General features: G+C 71.1%; 13 protein-coding genes and 4 tRNA genes. 10 read left to right on the top strand and 7 right to left on the bottom strand.

Annotated features, from left to right (window positions below; translation table 11 throughout):
• Positions 1-15 precede the first annotated feature (15 nt).
• From E4198_RS13750 to E4198_RS13735, 4 genes are all read left to right on the top strand, one after another.
• On the top strand, positions 16-1,767 hold the full coding sequence (locus E4198_RS13750) for a metallophosphoesterase (protein ID WP_136183404.1): 1,752 nt from the start codon (positions 16-18) through the stop codon (positions 1,765-1,767).
• A gap of 115 nt (positions 1,768-1,882) precedes the next feature.
• Positions 1,883-1,955, top strand: a tRNA-Glu gene (locus E4198_RS13745).
• A gap of 43 nt (positions 1,956-1,998) precedes the next feature.
• Positions 1,999-2,073, top strand: a tRNA-Asp gene (locus tag E4198_RS13740).
• A gap of 4 nt (positions 2,074-2,077) precedes the next feature.
• A tRNA-Phe gene (locus E4198_RS13735) sits at positions 2,078-2,151 on the top strand.
• 99 nt (positions 2,152-2,250) lie between these two features.
• Here the strand turns inward: E4198_RS13735 and E4198_RS13730 are convergent.
• Both E4198_RS13730 and E4198_RS13725 read right to left on the bottom strand, forming a co-directional pair.
• Positions 2,251-2,523, bottom strand: a complete 273-nt coding sequence (locus E4198_RS13730; RefSeq protein WP_247597673.1) for a hypothetical protein — start codon at positions 2,521-2,523, stop codon at positions 2,251-2,253.
• 234 nt (positions 2,524-2,757) lie between these two features.
• Positions 2,758-3,564, bottom strand: coding sequence for a VOC family protein (locus tag E4198_RS13725; RefSeq protein WP_136183403.1), 807 nt, complete (start codon positions 3,562-3,564; stop codon positions 2,758-2,760).
• 172 nt (positions 3,565-3,736) lie between these two features.
• On the opposite strand from E4198_RS13725, the gene E4198_RS25805 reads away from it, so the two are divergent.
• The gene (locus E4198_RS25805; protein ID WP_210732821.1) at positions 3,737-4,810 is read left to right on the top strand and encodes an NAD(P)-binding domain-containing protein; all 1,074 of its coding nucleotides are present in this window, start codon (positions 3,737-3,739) and stop codon (positions 4,808-4,810) included.
• Here the strand turns inward: E4198_RS25805 and E4198_RS13715 are convergent.
• Entirely contained in the window at positions 4,782-5,018 is a 237-nt protein-coding gene (locus E4198_RS13715) for a hypothetical protein (protein WP_247597672.1), read from the bottom strand. The genes E4198_RS25805 and E4198_RS13715 overlap by 29 nt on opposite strands.
• A 642-nt stretch (positions 5,019-5,660) precedes the next feature.
• On the opposite strand from E4198_RS13715, the gene hrpA reads away from it, so the two are divergent.
• From hrpA to E4198_RS13700, 3 genes are all read left to right on the top strand, one after another.
• Complete coding sequence (hrpA, locus tag E4198_RS13710) at positions 5,661-9,740, top strand: ATP-dependent RNA helicase HrpA (RefSeq protein WP_136183402.1); 4,080 nt, start codon at positions 5,661-5,663, stop codon at positions 9,738-9,740.
• A gap of 116 nt (positions 9,741-9,856) precedes the next feature.
• Positions 9,857-9,931: transfer RNA gene (locus E4198_RS13705), tRNA-Asp, on the top strand.
• Positions 9,932-10,081: 150 nt separating this feature from the next.
• The gene (locus tag E4198_RS13700; protein ID WP_037790357.1) at positions 10,082-10,267 is read left to right on the top strand and encodes a DUF6274 family protein; all 186 of its coding nucleotides are present in this window, start codon (positions 10,082-10,084) and stop codon (positions 10,265-10,267) included.
• Between the two features lie 350 nt (positions 10,268-10,617).
• Here E4198_RS13700 and bldC read toward each other — a convergent pair whose 3' ends face one another.
• Together bldC and E4198_RS13690 are read right to left on the bottom strand one after the other, a co-directional pair.
• Positions 10,618-10,824 carry a developmental transcriptional regulator BldC gene (gene bldC / locus E4198_RS13695; protein ID WP_003949541.1) on the bottom strand — a complete coding sequence of 69 codons (207 nt, stop codon included), beginning with the start codon at positions 10,822-10,824 and terminating at the stop codon, positions 10,618-10,620.
• 450 nt (positions 10,825-11,274) lie between these two features.
• Entirely contained in the window at positions 11,275-12,153 is an 879-nt protein-coding gene (locus tag E4198_RS13690; RefSeq protein WP_136183401.1) for a hypothetical protein, read from the bottom strand.
• A 184-nt stretch (positions 12,154-12,337) separates the two neighbouring features.
• Between E4198_RS13690 and E4198_RS13685 the strand changes: the two genes are divergently transcribed.
• Positions 12,338-13,432, top strand: coding sequence for a Glu/Leu/Phe/Val dehydrogenase dimerization domain-containing protein (locus E4198_RS13685; protein ID WP_136183400.1), 1,095 nt, complete (start codon positions 12,338-12,340; stop codon positions 13,430-13,432).
• Between the two features lie 357 nt (positions 13,433-13,789).
• Entirely contained in the window at positions 13,790-14,050 is a 261-nt protein-coding gene (locus E4198_RS13680; protein WP_136183399.1) for a DUF3073 domain-containing protein, read from the top strand.
• Positions 14,051-14,195: 145 nt separating this feature from the next.
• On the opposite strand, the gene purM is transcribed toward E4198_RS13680, so the two are convergent.
• Both purM and purF read right to left on the bottom strand, forming a co-directional pair.
• Complete coding sequence (gene purM, locus E4198_RS13675; RefSeq protein ID WP_136183398.1) at positions 14,196-15,287, bottom strand: phosphoribosylformylglycinamidine cyclo-ligase; 1,092 nt, start codon at positions 15,285-15,287, stop codon at positions 14,196-14,198.
• Positions 15,288-15,360: 73 nt separating this feature from the next.
• Positions 15,361-16,929 carry an amidophosphoribosyltransferase gene (gene purF, locus E4198_RS13670; RefSeq protein WP_136183397.1) on the bottom strand — a complete coding sequence of 523 codons (1,569 nt, stop codon included), beginning with the start codon at positions 16,927-16,929 and terminating at the stop codon, positions 15,361-15,363.
• Positions 16,930-16,949 lie beyond the last annotated feature (20 nt).

The raw sequence follows: 16,949 nt of genomic DNA, 5'->3' as shown, positions 1-16,949 counted from the left end.
GGCATAGGGGGCTCCATGGCCGCCCGTGAAGAACGGCACCGTCCGACCCTCCGTCCGTTCCGATCGCCGGGAGCCGCCCTCTCACGTGCCGGGCGCGCGGGACGCGCCACCGCAGCGCGCGTACGGCGGTGGGTGAGACGTCCGCGCAACGGCCCCACCGCCGGGGCCGCCGACGGGGCGGCGCAGCCCCCGCAAGGTGCGGAGCTGCCCCGGGAGGGGCGCCCCGCGCAGCGGTGGAAGCGTGCGGGCGGCCTGGTCGCCGTCACCCTCCTGGGAGCCTGGCTGGGCCTGCTGATCGTGGGAAACGTGCGCACCGGCATCGGGCCGATGGACACCACGATGACCCTGCGCCCCTCGCTCTCCGGCGGCACGAAGATCAACGTGTCGCCGCTCGGCTCCCTGGAGTTGGACAGCCATCACGCGCCGCTCCGCCTCGACGTGAACGTCGACCAGCTCGACCCCGTACGGTCCACCGCCCTCGTCAGCCACCCGGAACGGATCAACGGCCTCGAGAACGAGATCACCACCGACGTGCAGGACGGCGTGCTCGACGTCGCGGTACGCACGGTCGTCGCCGTGGTGCTCGGCTCCACGGTGCTGGGCCTGGCCGTCTACCGGCGCCCGCGTCGCGCCCTGGCCGCGGGCGGACTCGCTCTCGCGCTGCTCGCCACGTCCGGCGTCACGGCGTTCGCGACGTGGAACCCGAAGTCGGTGCTGGAGCCGAAGTTCTCCGGCCTGCTCGCCAGCGCGCCGTCCGTGGTGGGCAGCGCCCGCAGCATCGTCACGGACTTCGGCGTCTACCAGGAGGAACTGGCCCGGCTGGTCACCAACGTCACCAAGCTCTACGAGGCGACCTCCACCCTGCCCGCCTACCAGCCGTCGCCGAACACCACGCGCGTGCTGCACGTCTCCGACATCCATCTCAACCCGATCGCGTGGAGCGTCGTGCGCTCCCTGGTCGAGCAGTACGACATCGACGTCATCGTCGACGCCGGCGACACCATGGACCACGGCACCGCCGCCGAGAACTACTTCCTCGACCCCATCCCGGACCTCGGCGCCCCCTACGTGTGGGTGCGCGGCAACCACGACTCCATCGAGACGCAGGCGGCCATGGCCGAGCTGGGCGACGGCGTGTACGTGCTGGACAACGGCGTCGCCGTGACCGTCGCGGGCGTCCGCATCGCCGGCATGGGCGACCCGCAGTTCACCCCCGACCGTTCCGTCGTCCCCGAGGGTGACCCGGCGGAACGCGCCGCCGGGCGTGAGCTGGCGTTCGCGCTCCGCAAGCAGGCGGCACAGGACACCCCCGTGGACATCGCCGTGATGCACAACCCGGTCGCCGCCGCCGAGACCGACGGCGAGGTGCCGCTCGCCCTCGCGGGCCACACCCACAAGCGCAGCAACGAGATCCTCGAGGACGGCACCCGCCTGATGGTCGAGGGCACCACAGGCGGCGGCGGCCTCCGCGCCGTCGAGGACGACGACCCGCAGCAGGTGCAGGCCACCGTGCTCTACCTGGACGAGGAGACCGACCAGCTCCAGGCCTGGGACTCGATCACGCTCGGCGGGCTGGGGCTGTCCAAGGCCGAGGTCAGCCGGCATCTGCCCGGCGACGTGAACCCGCCGGAGCCCACGCCATCCCCCTCCTCCCCCTCGCCGTCACCTTCGGTGCCGGGCGAGCCGCCCGGCACGCCCAGCCCGGGCAGCCCCGCACCCGGCATCCCGCCCACCACCGGCGCCCCCACCCGGGAGGCGGCGCCGTGACCTGCGGCGTTCCACCGACCACGGTCGTACGGGAATCCGTTTTGGCGTTCCGTCCCGCCATCCCATATGCTTCTCACGTCCCCGACGCGCTGCGAAGCGCCCAGGTGGGTCATCAGCCCTCATCGTCTAGTGGCCCAGGACGCCGCCCTTTCAAGGCGGTAGCACGGGTTCGAATCCCGTTGGGGGCACGCACCACCCTGTGCGAGACTGGTTCGCGCACAGCACGAGCTTGGTCCTGTGGAGCAGTTTGGAGTGCTCGCCACCCTGTCAAGGTGGAGGCCGCGGGTTCAAATCCCGTCAGGACCGCTGTGGCTGGGTAGCTCAGTTGGTACGAGCGTCCGCCTGAAAAGCGGAAGGTCGCCGGTTCGACCCCGGCCCCAGCCACACCGCGTGAACAGGGGAAAGCCCCTGCCGGATACGTCCGGCAGGGGCTTTTCTCGTGAGGTGACGGCATCGGCCGACGACGACGGCAGGGGTGACCGCTCAGCAGGCCTGCTGCGGCCCGCTGTTCTCCGTGCCGACGCGGCCCACGGCCGTCTCGTCGCCCAGCCCCGTGCCCGCAGCGCGGGGGATGTAGCAGGCATAGCGGGTCTTGTTGATGACCTCCAGACCGATGCGCCAGCCGCCGTCGGCGAGGTTCCCGGTGGCCCAGCCTGGGGTGACAGTGACCACGCGGACAGACACCGGGCTGCCCGACGCCGTCTTGCTGCCGAACGGCGAGACGACCGTGGCTCCCGGACTCTGGTAGGTGTTCACCGACCAGTCGTTCAGGTAGCCCCAGTTGGAGAAGACCCGGTGGTGCGAGGACGGCGGGGTCTGGCCGAACCGGTTTCAGATGGACGGTCCCTGGATGGGCGGGTAGACGTTGATCGGGTCGCGGACAACGGTGATCCCCTGCCGGACGTGTCCGGCAGGGGATCACCGTTGCGGTTTCGGCCGCTCCCTGCGTGGAGGGGGCAGGGGGTCGCTGCCGCGCTCACGCGGACCGTGTCAGGACACATCGGTGATCTTCGGCATCTCGCCTTCCGTCGTGGTGATGTCGATGACGGAGAACGCCGCGCCCTGCGGGTCGCCGAGGGAGGCGAAGCGGCCGAACGGCGTGTCCACGGGGCCGAAGTGGAGCCTGCCGCCGCTCTCGGTCACCCTCGCGACGGCGTCGTCGCAGTCCGGCACGGTGAAGTAGACGTTGAGGTAGGACGGGACCTCGGGCGGGAAGTCCGCCGCGTTCATCTTCATCCGGCCGAGGACGGCGTCCTCACCGAGTGCGTAGACGTTGAAGTCCATGCCTCCGGTGTCCTCCACGTGCCGCACGCGGTACGGGAAGACGCGGGAGAAGAAGGTGTCGGCCGCCGGCGCCTCCCGGGTGTAGACCTCCGCCCAGCAGTACGCGCCGGGGACGGCCTCGGCGTCGAAGCCCTGATGCGTGCCGGCCCGCCAGACGCCGAAGACGACGCCGCCCGGGTCGCGGACGAGGAGCATCCCGCCGAAGTCGCCGACGTCCATCGGCCCCATCAACACCTCGCCACCCGCATCCCGCACCTTCTGCGCGGTCGCGTCGAGGTCGGGCGAGGCGAGGTAGAGGCACCAGGCGCCGGCGCCGCCTTCCATGCCGGGCATGGTGGGCGAGACGGCGGCGACGGCCTTGCCGTCGGCGTACGCCTGCGCGTAGTCGCCGAACCGCGGGTCGGGTTCGGCGAACGTCCAACCCAGCACGTCGCCGTAGAAGCGCTTCGCCGCATCGGCGTCGTCGAACATCGCGTCGGCCCAGCAGGGGGTGCCTTCCGGTCGTACGGCCATCACTCTGCCCTCTTTCCGTATCGAGGGGCTTCCCCTCCTTTCACGCTAGCCACGGCCCGGCGCCCTCGCACGCCGACGACCTCCCCTACGTCGGCGGACCTACGTCCGGGTGCCGGCGGAACCGGTCTCCGGGTCGATCCGGCGAGGGCGGGGGCTGCGTAGGTTCGGGGGCATGCGGATCGGGATTCTGGGGACGGGGAACGTCGCGCGGGCGCTGGGAGAGGGATGGGCGGCGGCCGGGCACGAGGTGGTGCTGGGGTCGCGGGCCCCGGCGGAACGGGGGGACGCCGGGCCGGACGTACGGTCGCTCGCCGAAGCCGCGGCACACGGTGAGGTGCTGGTGAACGCGACGCCCGGCACGGAGTCGGAAGCGGTGCTCGCGTCGCTCGGCGGGGAGGTGCGGGCCGGCACGGTGCTGCTGGACGTCGGCATCGGCTTCACGCAGGACGGTGCCCTCGCCCATCCCGGCGTGTCTCTGGGCGAACGGCTCCAGGCCGCGCATCCGGTGCTTCGGGTGGTCAAGACGCTGTGCACGGTGACCGCCTCGGTGATGCGCGATCCGGGCGGGCTGAGCGGACCGTCCACGGTGTTCCTGTCCGGCGACGACGCCGGCGCGAAAGCCGTCGTGGGCGGGCTGCTGCACGATCTCGGCTGGCCGGAGACGTCTCTCCTGGACCTCGGCGGCATCCGCACGGCACGTGGCCAGGAGCATTTCGCGCTGCTCTTCCTGGGCGTGGCCGGGGCGTTGGGCTCGCACGCCTTCAACGTCCGCGTGGTGCCTGAGGCGGACACGGCGACCGTGGCGGCGGCCCGAGCGGCGCGGCGCTCGCGCCGGTACGCGGAGGCGGTGGCGTTCTACCGCGACGTCGTCCGCCTTCCCGTGGTGCACCTGGCCGAGGACGGTCCGGACGGGCACGGGGTGGCGATCTTCGGGCTGCCGGGTACGGCGGCGACATTCGAACTGCTCCCGGAAGACGGATCGTTGCCGGGCGGCCGTCCGCACGAACAGCTGGTGCTGTACCTCCCCGGCCGTGCGGCCCGGGACGCCGTCGTCGGCCGGCTGACGGACGCCGGTCACGAGCCGGTCGGGCAGAACCGCTACTGGACCCTCAACGACGCCGTCACCTTCCGGGACCCCGACGGGGCCGAACTCGTCCTCGCCCCCTGGGTCTTCGGCGCGGAGCCGCCGCCCGCGCGCAGGCGGCGGGCGGGGGTCGTCACGCCGGCCACTGGACGAGGGCGCTGAAGACGAGGTACAGCACGACGACCGCGACCGGCGCCAGGACCGACACCAGCGCCCGGAGCGCGGCGAAACGCCGCTGCCGGGGCAGGGCCCAGCTCAGGACGAGCAGGCCGGCCGGGACGAGCAGGTTCCAGCAGAAGACGGCGAAGGCGGTGGCGAAGCTGTCCTCGAAACAGTCGGCCTCGCTGCCGAAGCACGAGTCGCAGGCCATCTGACAACCCGGCGATACCGAGGACGACGAAGCCCACCGGCAGCGTGACGAGAGCGCTGATCAGCGGGGCGATCCAGGACCTCGGAGCGGGGGTGTGCGGGCGGTCGTCTCGGTCATGCGCCCGTCCAACGCCGTTCGGCGCCCCGGGGCCTGAGTCGCCGTACTCACCCGCACTCCGCCGGGGTACGGAGCCGCGGAGACCGGGGAGGGAGACCTCGCGGCACCCCTCCGATGTCAGTGGTCCGTGCGAGCGTGGTGGCATGACGACGATGCCGGACGGACGTGCCGTCCCGCCGCCGCGGGCCGACGAACGGACCACGGACGAAGGCGGTACGCCGCACGCCCGGGTCGGCCTCGCCGACGACGGGCCCACCAGCCGCACGGGCCCGACCGTGCCCCCGGCGTTCCCGCTGCCTCCACTGCCTCCACTGCCTCCGGCGCACCAGCACCGTCCGGCTCCTCCGGTGTCCCGGCCGCGTCCCGCTCCTCGTCGCTCACCCGGATCACCGCAAAGGGGATCTACAGGATGTTCCGGCAGCGGCAGGGAGCGGTTCGGCGGGGACTCGGCAGCGCCGGGCAGGGGGGCCGTGGCCCGGAATTGATTCGCCACCCGAATCCGTGAGGTGCGATCCTGGGGTCCGTATGTCCAGACCTCCTGCCGCCGCCCCGACGCTCCCCGCCCTGCTGGAGCGCCTGCCCGAGCTGATGCTGCGCGACCAGCAGCGGCTGGGGCGCCGTCTCGACGGCGCGCGCCGCATCCGCAAGCCGGAGGCGCGGGACGCCGTGCTCCGCGAGATCGCGGACGCGATGGACGTCTCCGAGCTGCGGGTCGCCTCCCGCCGGGACGCGGTTCCGGCGATCACCTACCCCGAGCAGCTCCCGGTCAGCCAGAAGAAGGACGCGATCCTGGAGGCGATCCGCGACCACCAGGTCGTGATCGTCGCCGGTGAGACGGGTTCCGGCAAGACCACGCAGATCCCGAAGATCTGCATGGAGCTGGGCCGCGGCCTGCGCGGCACCATCGGCCACACCCAGCCCCGCCGCATCGCGGCCCGCACGGTCGCGGAGCGCGTGGCGGAGGAGCTGAATTCGCCGCTGGGCGAGACGGTGGGCTGGAAGGTCCGCTTCACCGACCAGGTGAAGGACCACACGCTGGTCAAGCTGATGACGGACGGCATCCTGCTGGCCGAGATCCAGACCGACGGCGAGCTGCGCCAGTACGACACTCTGATCATCGACGAGGCGCACGAACGCAGCCTCAACATCGACTTCCTCCTCGGCTACCTCGCGCAGCTCCTGCCCCGCCGCCCCGATCTCAAGGTCGTGATCACCTCCGCGACGATCGACCCCGAGCGGTTCTCCCGCCACTTCGGCGACGCCCCGATCGTCGAGGTCAGCGGCCGCACGTACCCGGTGGAGGTGCGGTACCGGCCGTTGCTGGAGGAGGACTCCGACGAGAAGGACCGCGACCAGGTCACCGCGATCTGCGACGCGGTCGACGAACTCCAGGCCGAGGGCCCCGGCGACGTGCTGGTCTTCCTCTCCGGCGAACGTGAGATCCGCGACACCGCCGACGCGCTGAACAAGAGGAAACTGAGACAGACCGAGGTGCTGCCGCTGTACGCGCGCCTCTCGCACGCCGAGCAGCACCGCGTCTTCCAGCGCCACTCCGGACGCCGCATCGTCCTCGCCACCAACGTCGCGGAGACGTCGCTGACCGTCCCCGGCATCAAGTACGTGATCGACCCGGGCACCGCCCGCATCTCGCGCTACAGCCACCGCACCAAGGTGCAGCGCCTTCCCATCGAAGCCGTCTCGCAGGCCAGCGCCAACCAGCGCAAGGGCCGCTGCGGCCGTACGTCGGACGGCATCTGCATCCGGCTGTACTCGGAGGACGACTTCCTCTCCCGCCCCGAGTTCACCGACGCCGAGATCCTGCGGACCAACCTGGCCTCCGTCATCCTCCAGATGACCGCGGCCGGTCTGGGCGATATCGAGAAGTTCCCCTTCATCGACCCGCCGGACCACCGCAGCATCAAGGCCGGTGTGCAGCTGCTGGAGGAACTGCACGCGCTGGACACGCGGCAGAAGGACCCGCGCAAGCGCCTGACGAGGACCGGCCGGCAGCTCGCCCAGCTCCCGGTCGACCCGCGGCTGGCGCGCATGGTGCTGGAGGCGGACCGCAACGGGTGTGTCCGCGAGGTCATGGTCATCGCGGCCGCGCTGTCCCTCCAGGACCCGCGCGAGCGCCCGTCGGACAAGCAGCAGCAGGCCGACCAGCAACACGCGCGCTTCAAGGACGAGGGCAGCGACTTCCTCGCGTTCCTCAATCTGTGGCGCTACGTGCGCGAACAGCAGAAGGCGCTGTCGTCGTCCGCGTTCCGCCGGATGTGCAGGTCGGAATACCTCAACTACCTGCGCATACGCGAGTGGCAGGACATCTACGCCCAGCTCCGCCAGGTGGTGAAGCAGCTCGGCATCCAGATCGGCGAGCCGAAGGACGAGGTGGACGCGACGGCCGTGCACCAGTCGCTGCTGGCCGGCCTGCTGTCGCATGTGGGGCTCAAGGAGACCGAGAAGAACGAGTACCTGGGCGCGCGGAGCGCGAAGTTCGCGATATTCCCCGGGTCCGCGCTATTCCGGAAGCCGCCGCGCTGGGTGATGTCGGCGGAGCTGGTGGAGACTTCGCGGCTGTGGGCACGGGTCAACGCGAAGATCGAGCCGGAGTGGGTCGAACCGCTCGCGCAGCACCTCGTCAAGCGCACCTACAGCGAGCCGCACTGGGAGCAGAAGCAGGCCGCGGTCATGGCGTACGAGCGGGTCACGCTGTACGGCGTGCCGCTCGTCGCGCAGCGCAAGGTCAACTACGGGCGCATCGACCCCGAGACCTGCCGCGACCTGTTCATCCGGAACGCGCTGGTGGAGGGCGACTGGCGCACCCACCACCAGTTCTTCGGCGAGAACCGGAAGCTGCTGGAGGAGGTCGAGGAGCTCGAGCACCGGGCGCGACGCCGCGACATCCTGGTCGACGATGAGACGCTCTACGACTTCTACGACCAACGGGTGCCCGATCACGTCGTGTCGGGGGCGCACTTCGACTCCTGGTGGAAGACGAAGCGCCGTGACGAGCCGGACCTGCTGAACTTCGAGAAGTCCATGCTCATCAACGAGCAGGCGGAGCAGGTCACCGAGGCCGACTACCCGGACGTGTGGCACCAGGGGCGGCTGCGCTTCCCCGTGACGTACCAGTTCGAGCCGGGGACGGACGCCGACGGCGTGACCGTGCACGTGCCGCTGCACGTGCTGAACCAGGTGACGTCCGAGGGGTTCGACTGGCAGATCCCCGGCCTGCGCGAGCAGTTGGTCACCGAGCTGATCCGGTCGCTGCCCAAGCCGATCCGCCGCAACTACGTGCCGGCGCCGAACTTCGCGCAGCGCTTCCTCGGCCTGTGGGGGCCGGACGGCGCGTACGGGCCGGACGGCGGACCGCCCCTGGAGCGGTCGCTGACGGCGGTGCTGGCGCAGGAGCTGCAGCGCATGGTGGGTGTGCGGATCGCCCAGGAGGACTTCGACCGTGCGAAGGTCCCCGACCACCTGAAGATCACCTTCCGGGTGACCGACGAGCGCCGCCGCAAGCTGGCCGAGGACAAGGACCTGGAGGCGCTGCGGCTGCGACTGAAGGGGAAGACGAAGGCGGCGCTGTCCAAGGCGTTCGACTCCTCCGCACGGGGGCGCGGACGGGGTGACGGGCGCGACGGGCGCCGCGGAGGCGCCGGGCGGCGGGACGGTGACGAGGCGGGCCTGGCTGCGGCCGCCGGGCCGGCCACCGAGCCGGGGCTCGGACGGCGCAGCGGCCTGACGACGTGGACGCTGGGCACGCTGCCCCGCACCTTCGAGACCCGACGCGCCGGCCAGCCGGTCCGGGCGTACCCGGCCCTGGTGGACGACGGGGACTCGGTGTCCGTGCAGCTCTTCGACACCGTGTACGAGCAGCAGGCCGCGATGTGGCGCGGGACGCGGCGGCTGATCCTGCTCAACCTGCCCTCCGACCCGGCGAAGTTCGCCCAGTCACAGCTCGACAACCGGCAGAAGCTCGCCCTGTCCCGGTCCCCGCACGGCAGCGTGCAAGCGCTCTTCGAGGACTGCGTACGGGCTTCCGCGGACCGGCTGGTCGCCGTGCACGGTGGTCCGGCCTGGGACGAGGACGCGTGGCGCAAGCTGTTCGACGCGGTGCGCGCCGACCTGGTCGAGGCGACGCTGCGGACCGTCCAGCAGGTGCAGCAGGTGCTGGCCGCGTGGCACTCGTGCGAGCAGCGGCTCCGGTCGATCACGAGCCCGGTGCTGGTGGCCTCGCTGACCGACGTGCGGGAGCAGTTGGCCGCGCTGGTCTGCGACGGCTTCGTCACGCAGCACGGGGCGGGCCGGCTGCCCGACCTGATGCGGTACCTCGTCGCGGCGGACCGCCGGCTCCAGCAGCTTCCGCAGCACGCGGAACGCGACCGGGCGCGGATGGCGAAGGTCCAGGAGATGCGGGACGAGTACCTGTGGCTGCTGGAGCAGTTCCCGGCGGGGAAGCCGGTGCCGAAGGAGGCCCGCGACATCCGCTGGATGCTCGAGGAACTGCGCGTCAGTTACTTCGCGCACGCCCTGGGCACGGCGTATCCGGTGTCCGACAAGCGGATCATGAAGGCGGTGGACGCGGCGGTGCCGCAGGCGCGTTAGGCCCCCCGCGGCGGGCCTGGTGGGTGTCGTCCGAACGGATTCGCGTGGCGGGGCTGAGCTGGGGTAGAGTCTGGCTCGCGCCGCACGGACCCCGGGTCCGGATCGGCGAACATCCAGGTCCTGTGGAGCAGTTTGGAGTGCTCGCCACCCTGTCAAGGTGGAGGCCGCGGGTTCAAATCCCGTCAGGACCGCGTTGTAGGCAGTGGCCCGCTCCCCTTGTGGGGGCGGGCCTTTGTCGTGCGTGTCCGGCGCATGCGGGGCGGCACTGCGGCCGGCGAGAGGATGAGGGCTTGACGGGGTGCGACCGGGGCGGTACGTAACGTGGCAGGGAGGTGTGCGCCATGACGACAGCTCCGGACGGCGACTCCGGTCCCCGCCGCGCGCGACACGAGACGCGGGCGCTGCTGCGCGCCCACCTGGCGGCCGCGAGCCGCTACCGGCACTCCACCCGCCAGTGCCCGGTCTGCCACCGGCTGCTGCGCCTCGCGCTGGAGGGTGCAGAGGACCGAAGTCCCTTCACCAAGTGACGGAAGAACCCCCGCCCGACGCGTCCTTCCCTCTATCGTGGAGTGCGGACGGGGACAAGACCCCGGCGGTGTGACGGGACTCACCGAGAATGTTGGCCGCGAGGTGCAACTGACGCACCCCTGGCGGGTCGTCGATTTTATATGTGCAATTGCACTGCACCGGGAAGGCGGTGGCGTGTACCGTCAACTGCCCCTGGAGAGGCCGGAGTCGGGTTCCCCCGAAGGCCAAACGCAATCGCGCTGAGCCCGGCGGAGCCCAGCGCGATGTCGTCGCACTGCATGGCGTCCGGCGGGTGGGGGACCCGAAAGACGCCCGATTATGCGGTTATTTCGCTTACCGTCCTGAAGATTCAGGCCTCGCTGCGCTGCTGCGGGATGCCCGCGAGCAGAGCGCGGACCTCCGCCTCGCGGTAGCGGCGGTGCCCTCCGAGCGTGCGGATCGACGTGAGCTTGCCGGCCTTGGCCCAGCGCGTGACCGTCTTCGGGTCCACGCGGAACATGGTGGCGACCTCAGCCGGGGTCAGCAGCGGCTCGGCATCAGGGGTGCGAGCGGTCATGAGCGGCCTCCTCGGGAGAACCGAACCATACGGTTCTTTCCTCTAAATTCTGCACCTTGACCCGCGTTGCCCGAAATGGCGCGCGCGGGTCGAGTCGGTTATAGGACGAACGGCTTGTCCTCGGCACTACAACTACACCATCTGTCCAGCCACGTCGGCCAAACCGATGGAATTGCCCTCTCAGGCGTGCAACCTCGGCGGATGCCGATGGACCGTGCCATAGCGGACAGTTACGCCCCTGTGACGATGGGTCACAAGGCGGTCAGGTGTCATAAGGCCTACCAAGGAGTGCAACTCTGATCTTTCTACCCCTAGCGGGACAGAAGGACCCCCTCCGGACTCGTTGTCCTATTTTGACACGAGGAGTGGGCCTGAGAGCAAGACCCGGAAAACGTGCTTTCCATCACCTTGTGCCGATAGCCCGGTTCAGGACATTGGTCCCGGTCAGTGTCAGTTCGCGAACTGGAGGTCGCGGACCGCCCGCCAGCGCTCCGTCAGCCGCTCGTACGCCTCGTTGGCCGCCTCCGCGTCCCCCTCGCGCAGCGCCGCGACGCCTGCCGCCACGTCCGCCGCAGAGTGATCCTCGGCGAGCTGCTCCTCCGGGATCACGTGCGCGAGACCGCCGTAATCCAGTTCGACGAGTGACCTCGGATGGAACTCCTCCAGCCAGCTGCCCACCTCGACCAGACCCTCGACGAGCGGACCGTCCTCCAGCTCCTCGCGGAGCACCTTCAGGCCGCGGGCGAGGCGACGCCGCGCCTCCACCATGGGCGTCCGGTACCGGAGAACGGACTGCTGACTTCCGCTCTCCTCACCGCTTTCCGGCTTCGCAAACTCCCTTTCTTCGTCCGTGAAGAGTGCGAACCACCGCACGGGCACGTGCCACAGCGCGGAACGGATCCACGGCCGGGCGTCCGGGTTCCGCTCCCGCCACCGGTCGTAGTCGGCCATCGCCTGCCGGCGTACGACGGGCGGGACGGCGGCATCCAGCACCGGGCCGGGCATCTGCGGCACCAGCGGACCCGGCGAGGCGGCGAGGCCGCCCAGGGCCTGCCAGCCCCGCAGCCGCGTCCGCCAGGGGCAGACGCAGGTGACGCCGTCGACGTCGGTGACGAATGCCTCCGCGCTCTCCCGGACGGGCACCACCACCGGCGGCACCGGCAGCAGGTCGGCGAGCGCGCGCCGCAGCTCGTCCTGGGCCGTGGGCAGCCTCTTCCGGCGCGCGTAGCGCGCCCAGTGCGCGCGCTCGGCCTCCGGGAACGCGGCCAGCGGCTCGTACACCCGCAGGTAGGCCGCGTACGGAATCACTGCCGCGGGGCTCTGCCGCACGCTCACTCCTCCACGTCTTTCGTTCCACCGCCGGACCGGGCGGACGACTTCCTCACACGATCGTGTCACCGTCGGCGGTCCCCCGTGCCCCGACAAGTCGTACCCTGCTGCCGAAAGATGACAGCATCGCCCTCCTCCCACCCCTCAGGAGGGCGACCCCTCCGCGACTACAGGAGTCACCACCGTGACTGACGTACGTCCTCACTCCGCCAACGACGACGGAGTGCTGCACACCCTCTTCCGCTCCGAACAGGGCGGACACGAGCAGGTCGTGCTGTGCCAGGACCGGGACAGCGGCCTCCGCGCCGTGATCGCCGTGCACTCGACCGCCCTGGGCCCCGCCCTCGGCGGCACCCGCTTCCACGCCTACGCCTCCGACGCGGACGCCGTCAGCGACGCGCTGAACCTGTCGCGCGGCATGTCGTACAAGAACGCCCTCGCCGGCCTGGAGCACGGCGGCGGCAAGGCCGTCATCATCGGCGACCCGGAGAAGCTGAAGTCCGAGGCGCTGCTCGAGGCCTACGGCCGCTTCGTCGCCTCGCTCGGCGGCCGGTACGTCACCGCCTGCGATGTCGGCACCTACGTGCAGGACATGGACGTCGTCGCCCGCACCAGCCAGTGGACGACCGGCCGCTCCCCCGAGAACGGCGGCGCCGGCGACTCCTCCGTGCTCACCGCGTTCGGCGTATTCCAGGGCATGCGCGCCAGCGCCCAGCACCTGTGGGGCGAGCCCACGCTGCGCGGCCGCAGGGTCGGTATCGCCGGCGTCGGCAAGGTCGGCCGCCACCTGGTGGGGCACCTGGTCGAGGACGGCGCCGAGGTCCTCGTCACGGACGTCCGCGAGGAGTCGGTCGAGCGGATCCGCGCCGCGCACCCCGGCATCACCGTGGTCGCCGACACCGCCACCCTGATCCACACCGAGGGCCTCGACGTGTACGCGCCGTGCGCGCTGGGCGGCGCCCTCAACGACGCCACCGTCCCGGCGCTCACCGCGAAGATCGTCTGCGGTGCCGCCAACAACCAGCTCGCCCACCCGGGCGTGGAGAAGGACCTCGCCCAGCGCGGCATCCTCTACGCCCCCGACTACGTGGTGAACGCCGGTGGCGTGATCCAGGTCGCGGACGAGCTGCACGGCTTCGACTTCGCACGTGCCAAGGCAAAGGCCACGGGCATTCTGGACACCACCCTGGCGATCTTCGAGCGGGCCGCGCGGGACGACGTGCCCCCGGCCGTCGCCGCCGACCGGATCGCGGAGCAGCGCATGGCGGAGGCGCGCTGACGCTCCGCGACCGCCCGCACCGGCTCCCCGCGGGTGGGTGCCGGGCGGTCGCGGCCGGTGCCCGCCGGGCGGCGGGGAGCCGCCCGGCGGCCCGGCGAGAGCCTTCTCACGCACCCCTGGGCGGGTCGTGCGATGTGCAGAAGGTAAAATCCCCGTTGACCAGTGGGAAACGGGTCACCAGGCGAGGCGGCGAGCGGCCGCGCCGTGCGGGCGACGTACCGTACGGCAGCGGAAGCAGGTACCGTTGAAGCCACACGGACCGGTCTCTCCCTCGAGAGACCGCACGTCCGCTGTCGAATGATGAACGCGTGTCAAGACTCTGGGGCCGTCGAGCCCCGTCGTTGAGGGGGTCGAGCCATGGGGCGCGGCCGGGCCAAGGCCAAGCAGACGAAGGTCGCCCGCCAGCTGAAGTACAACAGCGGTGGGACCGACCTCACGCGTCTGGCCGAGGAGCTGGGCGCATCGACGTCGAACCAGGAGCCGCCGAACGGCGAGCGGTTCGAGGACGATGAGCTGGACGACGACCCGTACGCACAGTACGCGGATCTGTACAACGACGACGAGGACGACGAGGACGACGAGTCCTCCCGCTCCGAGTCGCAGCGGCGTCGCGCCTGAGCACGAAGCGCGCGGCAAGCGGCGCCCGGTGTCCTCCCGGAGCGTCACGGCCCTGAGCCACACGCCCGGTCCGGCCTCCGCCGGACCGGGTTCTGTGCTGCCCGCCGTCGTGCGGCGCACCGCTGGCGACAGGCCCGCCGGGGCGTCAGGCTCCGGGGTGGTCGCCGGTCAGCGTGACGGCCTCGGTGCGGTCGCCGCGCTCGGTCACCTCGCCGGCCACCCAGGCGTCGACACCCCGCGCGGACAGCGTGCTCAACGTGGCACCGACCGCGGACTGCGGGACGACGGCGACCATACCGACGCCCATGTTCAGCGTCTTCTCCAGCTCCGCGCGCGCGACTCCGCCCAGTGCGCCGACCAGGCCGAACACCGGGCCCGGCGTCCAGGTCGCGCGGTCGACGCGGGCGTGCAGCCCGTCCGGGATCACGCGGGCCAGGTTGGCGGCCAGCCCGCCTCCGGTGACGTGCGAGAACGCATGCACCTCGGTGGTGCGGGCCAGCGCCAGGCAGTCCAGCGAGTAGATCTTGGTGGGCTCCAGCAGCTCCTCGCCGAGGGTGCGCCCGAAGTCCTCGACCTGCCGGTCGAGGGACCAGCCGGCACGGTCGAAAAGCACATGGCGGACGAGCGAGTACCCGTTCGAGTGAAGACCGGACGACGCCATGGCGATGACGGCGTCCCCCGAACGGATGCGATCGGCTCCCAGTAGGGCGTCCGCCTCGACCACGCCGGTGCCCGCGCCCGCGACGTCGTACGCGTCCTCGGCCAGCAGGCCCGGGTGCTCTGCGGTCTCCCCGCCGACCAGCGCGCAGCCGGCCAGCACACAGCCCTCCGCGATGCCCTTGACGATCTGCGAGACCCGGTGCGGGTCCACCTTGCCGACGCAGATGTAGTCGGTCATGAACAGCGGCTCGGCGCCGCACACGACGAGATCGTCCACCACCATCGCCACCAGGTCGTGGCCGATCGAGTCGTGGATGTCCATGCGCCGGGCGATGTCGACCTTGGTGCCCACGCCGTCGGTGGCGGACGCGAGCAGCGGCCGCTCGTACCGCTTGAGGACGGAGGCGTCGAAGAGCCCGGCGAAGCCGCCTAGGCCGCCCAGCGACTCCGGACGCTGCGCCTTCTTCACCCACTCCTTCATCAGGTCGACGGCGCGGTCGCCCGCTTCGATGTCGACGCCGGCGGCGGCGTAGCTGGCGCCTTCGGCGCCGGCGGCACCGGTGGACTCGGCGGTCATGACGGGTTCTCCCGGCTCGTTTCGGGTGAGGGGTGCGGAGTCTGGAAGGGTCGCGGGCCGACGGGGGCGGCGTTCACGGGCGGCGCAGCGCGTCGGCGCCGCCGACCCCGGCGGTCATCGAGTTCACGCCGTCCGAGTCGGTACGCGCGGGGGCCGCGGCGCTGTCGGACTCCAGCAGGTGCTTGCCCAGCAGCTCGGGGTCGGGCAGGTCCATCGGGTACTCGCCGTCGAAGCAGGCCCGGCACAGGTTCGGCTTGGCGATCGTCGTCGCCTCGGTCATGCCGTCGATGGAGATGTACGCGAGCGAGTCGGCGCCCAGCGAGGTGCCGATCTCATCGACGGTGAGCCCGTTGGCGATCAGCTCCGCGCGGTTGGCGAAGTCGATGCCGAAGAAGCACGGCCACTTGATGGGCGGGCTGCTGATCCGTACGTGGACCTCGGCGGCGCCCGCCTCGCGCAGCATCCGCACCAGCGCCCGCTGCGTGTTCCCGCGGACGATCGAGTCGTCCACGACGACCAGGCGCTTGCCGCGGATGACTTCCTTCAGCGGGTTCAGCTTGAGTCGGATGCCCAGCTGCCGGATGGTCTGCGAGGGCTGGATGAACGTGCGGCCGACGTAGGAGTTCTTGACCAGGCCGCGGCCGTAGGGGATGCCGCTCGCCTCGGCGTAGCCGATGGCGGCCGGAATGCCGGACTCCGGGGTCGCTATGACCAGGTCGGCGTCGGCCGGTGCCTCCTTGGCGAGTCGACGGCCCATCTCCACGCGGGAGAGGTGAACGTTGCGGCCGGCGATGTCGGTGTCGGGGCGGGCCAGGTACACGTACTCGAAGACACAGCCCTTCGGCTTCGCATCCGCGAAGCGTGTGGAGCGCAATCCGTCCTCATCCACGGCGATCATCTCGCCGGGCTCGACCTCGCGGATGAACGAGGCGCCGCAGATGTCCAGAGCGGCCGTCTCGGAGGCGACCACCCAGCCCCGCTCCAGCCGCCCGAGGACCAGCGGGCGGATGCCCTGCGGGTCGCGGGCGGCGTAAAGGGTGTGCTCGTCCATGAAGCAGAACGAGAACGCGCCCTGGACCTTGGGCAGCACCAGCCCGGCGGCCTGCTCGACCGTGAGGGGGTCGCCGTTGTCATCGGTCTGGCCCGCGAGCAGCGCGGTGACCAGGTCGGTGTCGTTGGTGGCGGCGACCTGGGTGGCGCGGCCGCCCGTTCGGCCGTCGGCCAGCTTCGCGACCAACTCCGCCAGTTCGGCGGTGTTGACCAGGTTCCCGTTGTGGCCGAGCGCGATGGAGCCGTGCGCGGTGGCACGGAACGTCGGCTGGGCGTTCTCCCACACGGACGCGCCGGTCGTCGAGTACCGGGCGTGGCCCACGGCGATATGCCCTCTGAGGGAGCCGAGGGAGGTCTCGTCGAAGACCTGCGAGACCAGTCCCATGTCCTTGAAGACGAGGATCTGGGAGCCGTTGCTCACCGCGATGCCCGCGGACTCCTGTCCACGGTGCTGGAGCGCGTACAGCCCGTAATAGGTCAGCTTCGCGACCTCCTCACCCGGAGCCCAGACCCCGAAGACGCCGCATGCGTCCTGTGGGCCCTTCTCGCCGGGAAGCAGGTCGTGGTTGAGTCGTCCGTCACCACGTGGCACGTCCACGAGTCTAGGCCAGG

It is taken from the genome of Streptomyces sp. RKND-216 (assembly GCF_004795255.1).
Taxonomy (GTDB): Bacteria; Actinomycetota; Actinomycetes; order Streptomycetales; family Streptomycetaceae; genus Streptomyces; species Streptomyces hazeniae.
This window is presented reverse-complemented; position numbering and strand designations above follow the sequence as displayed.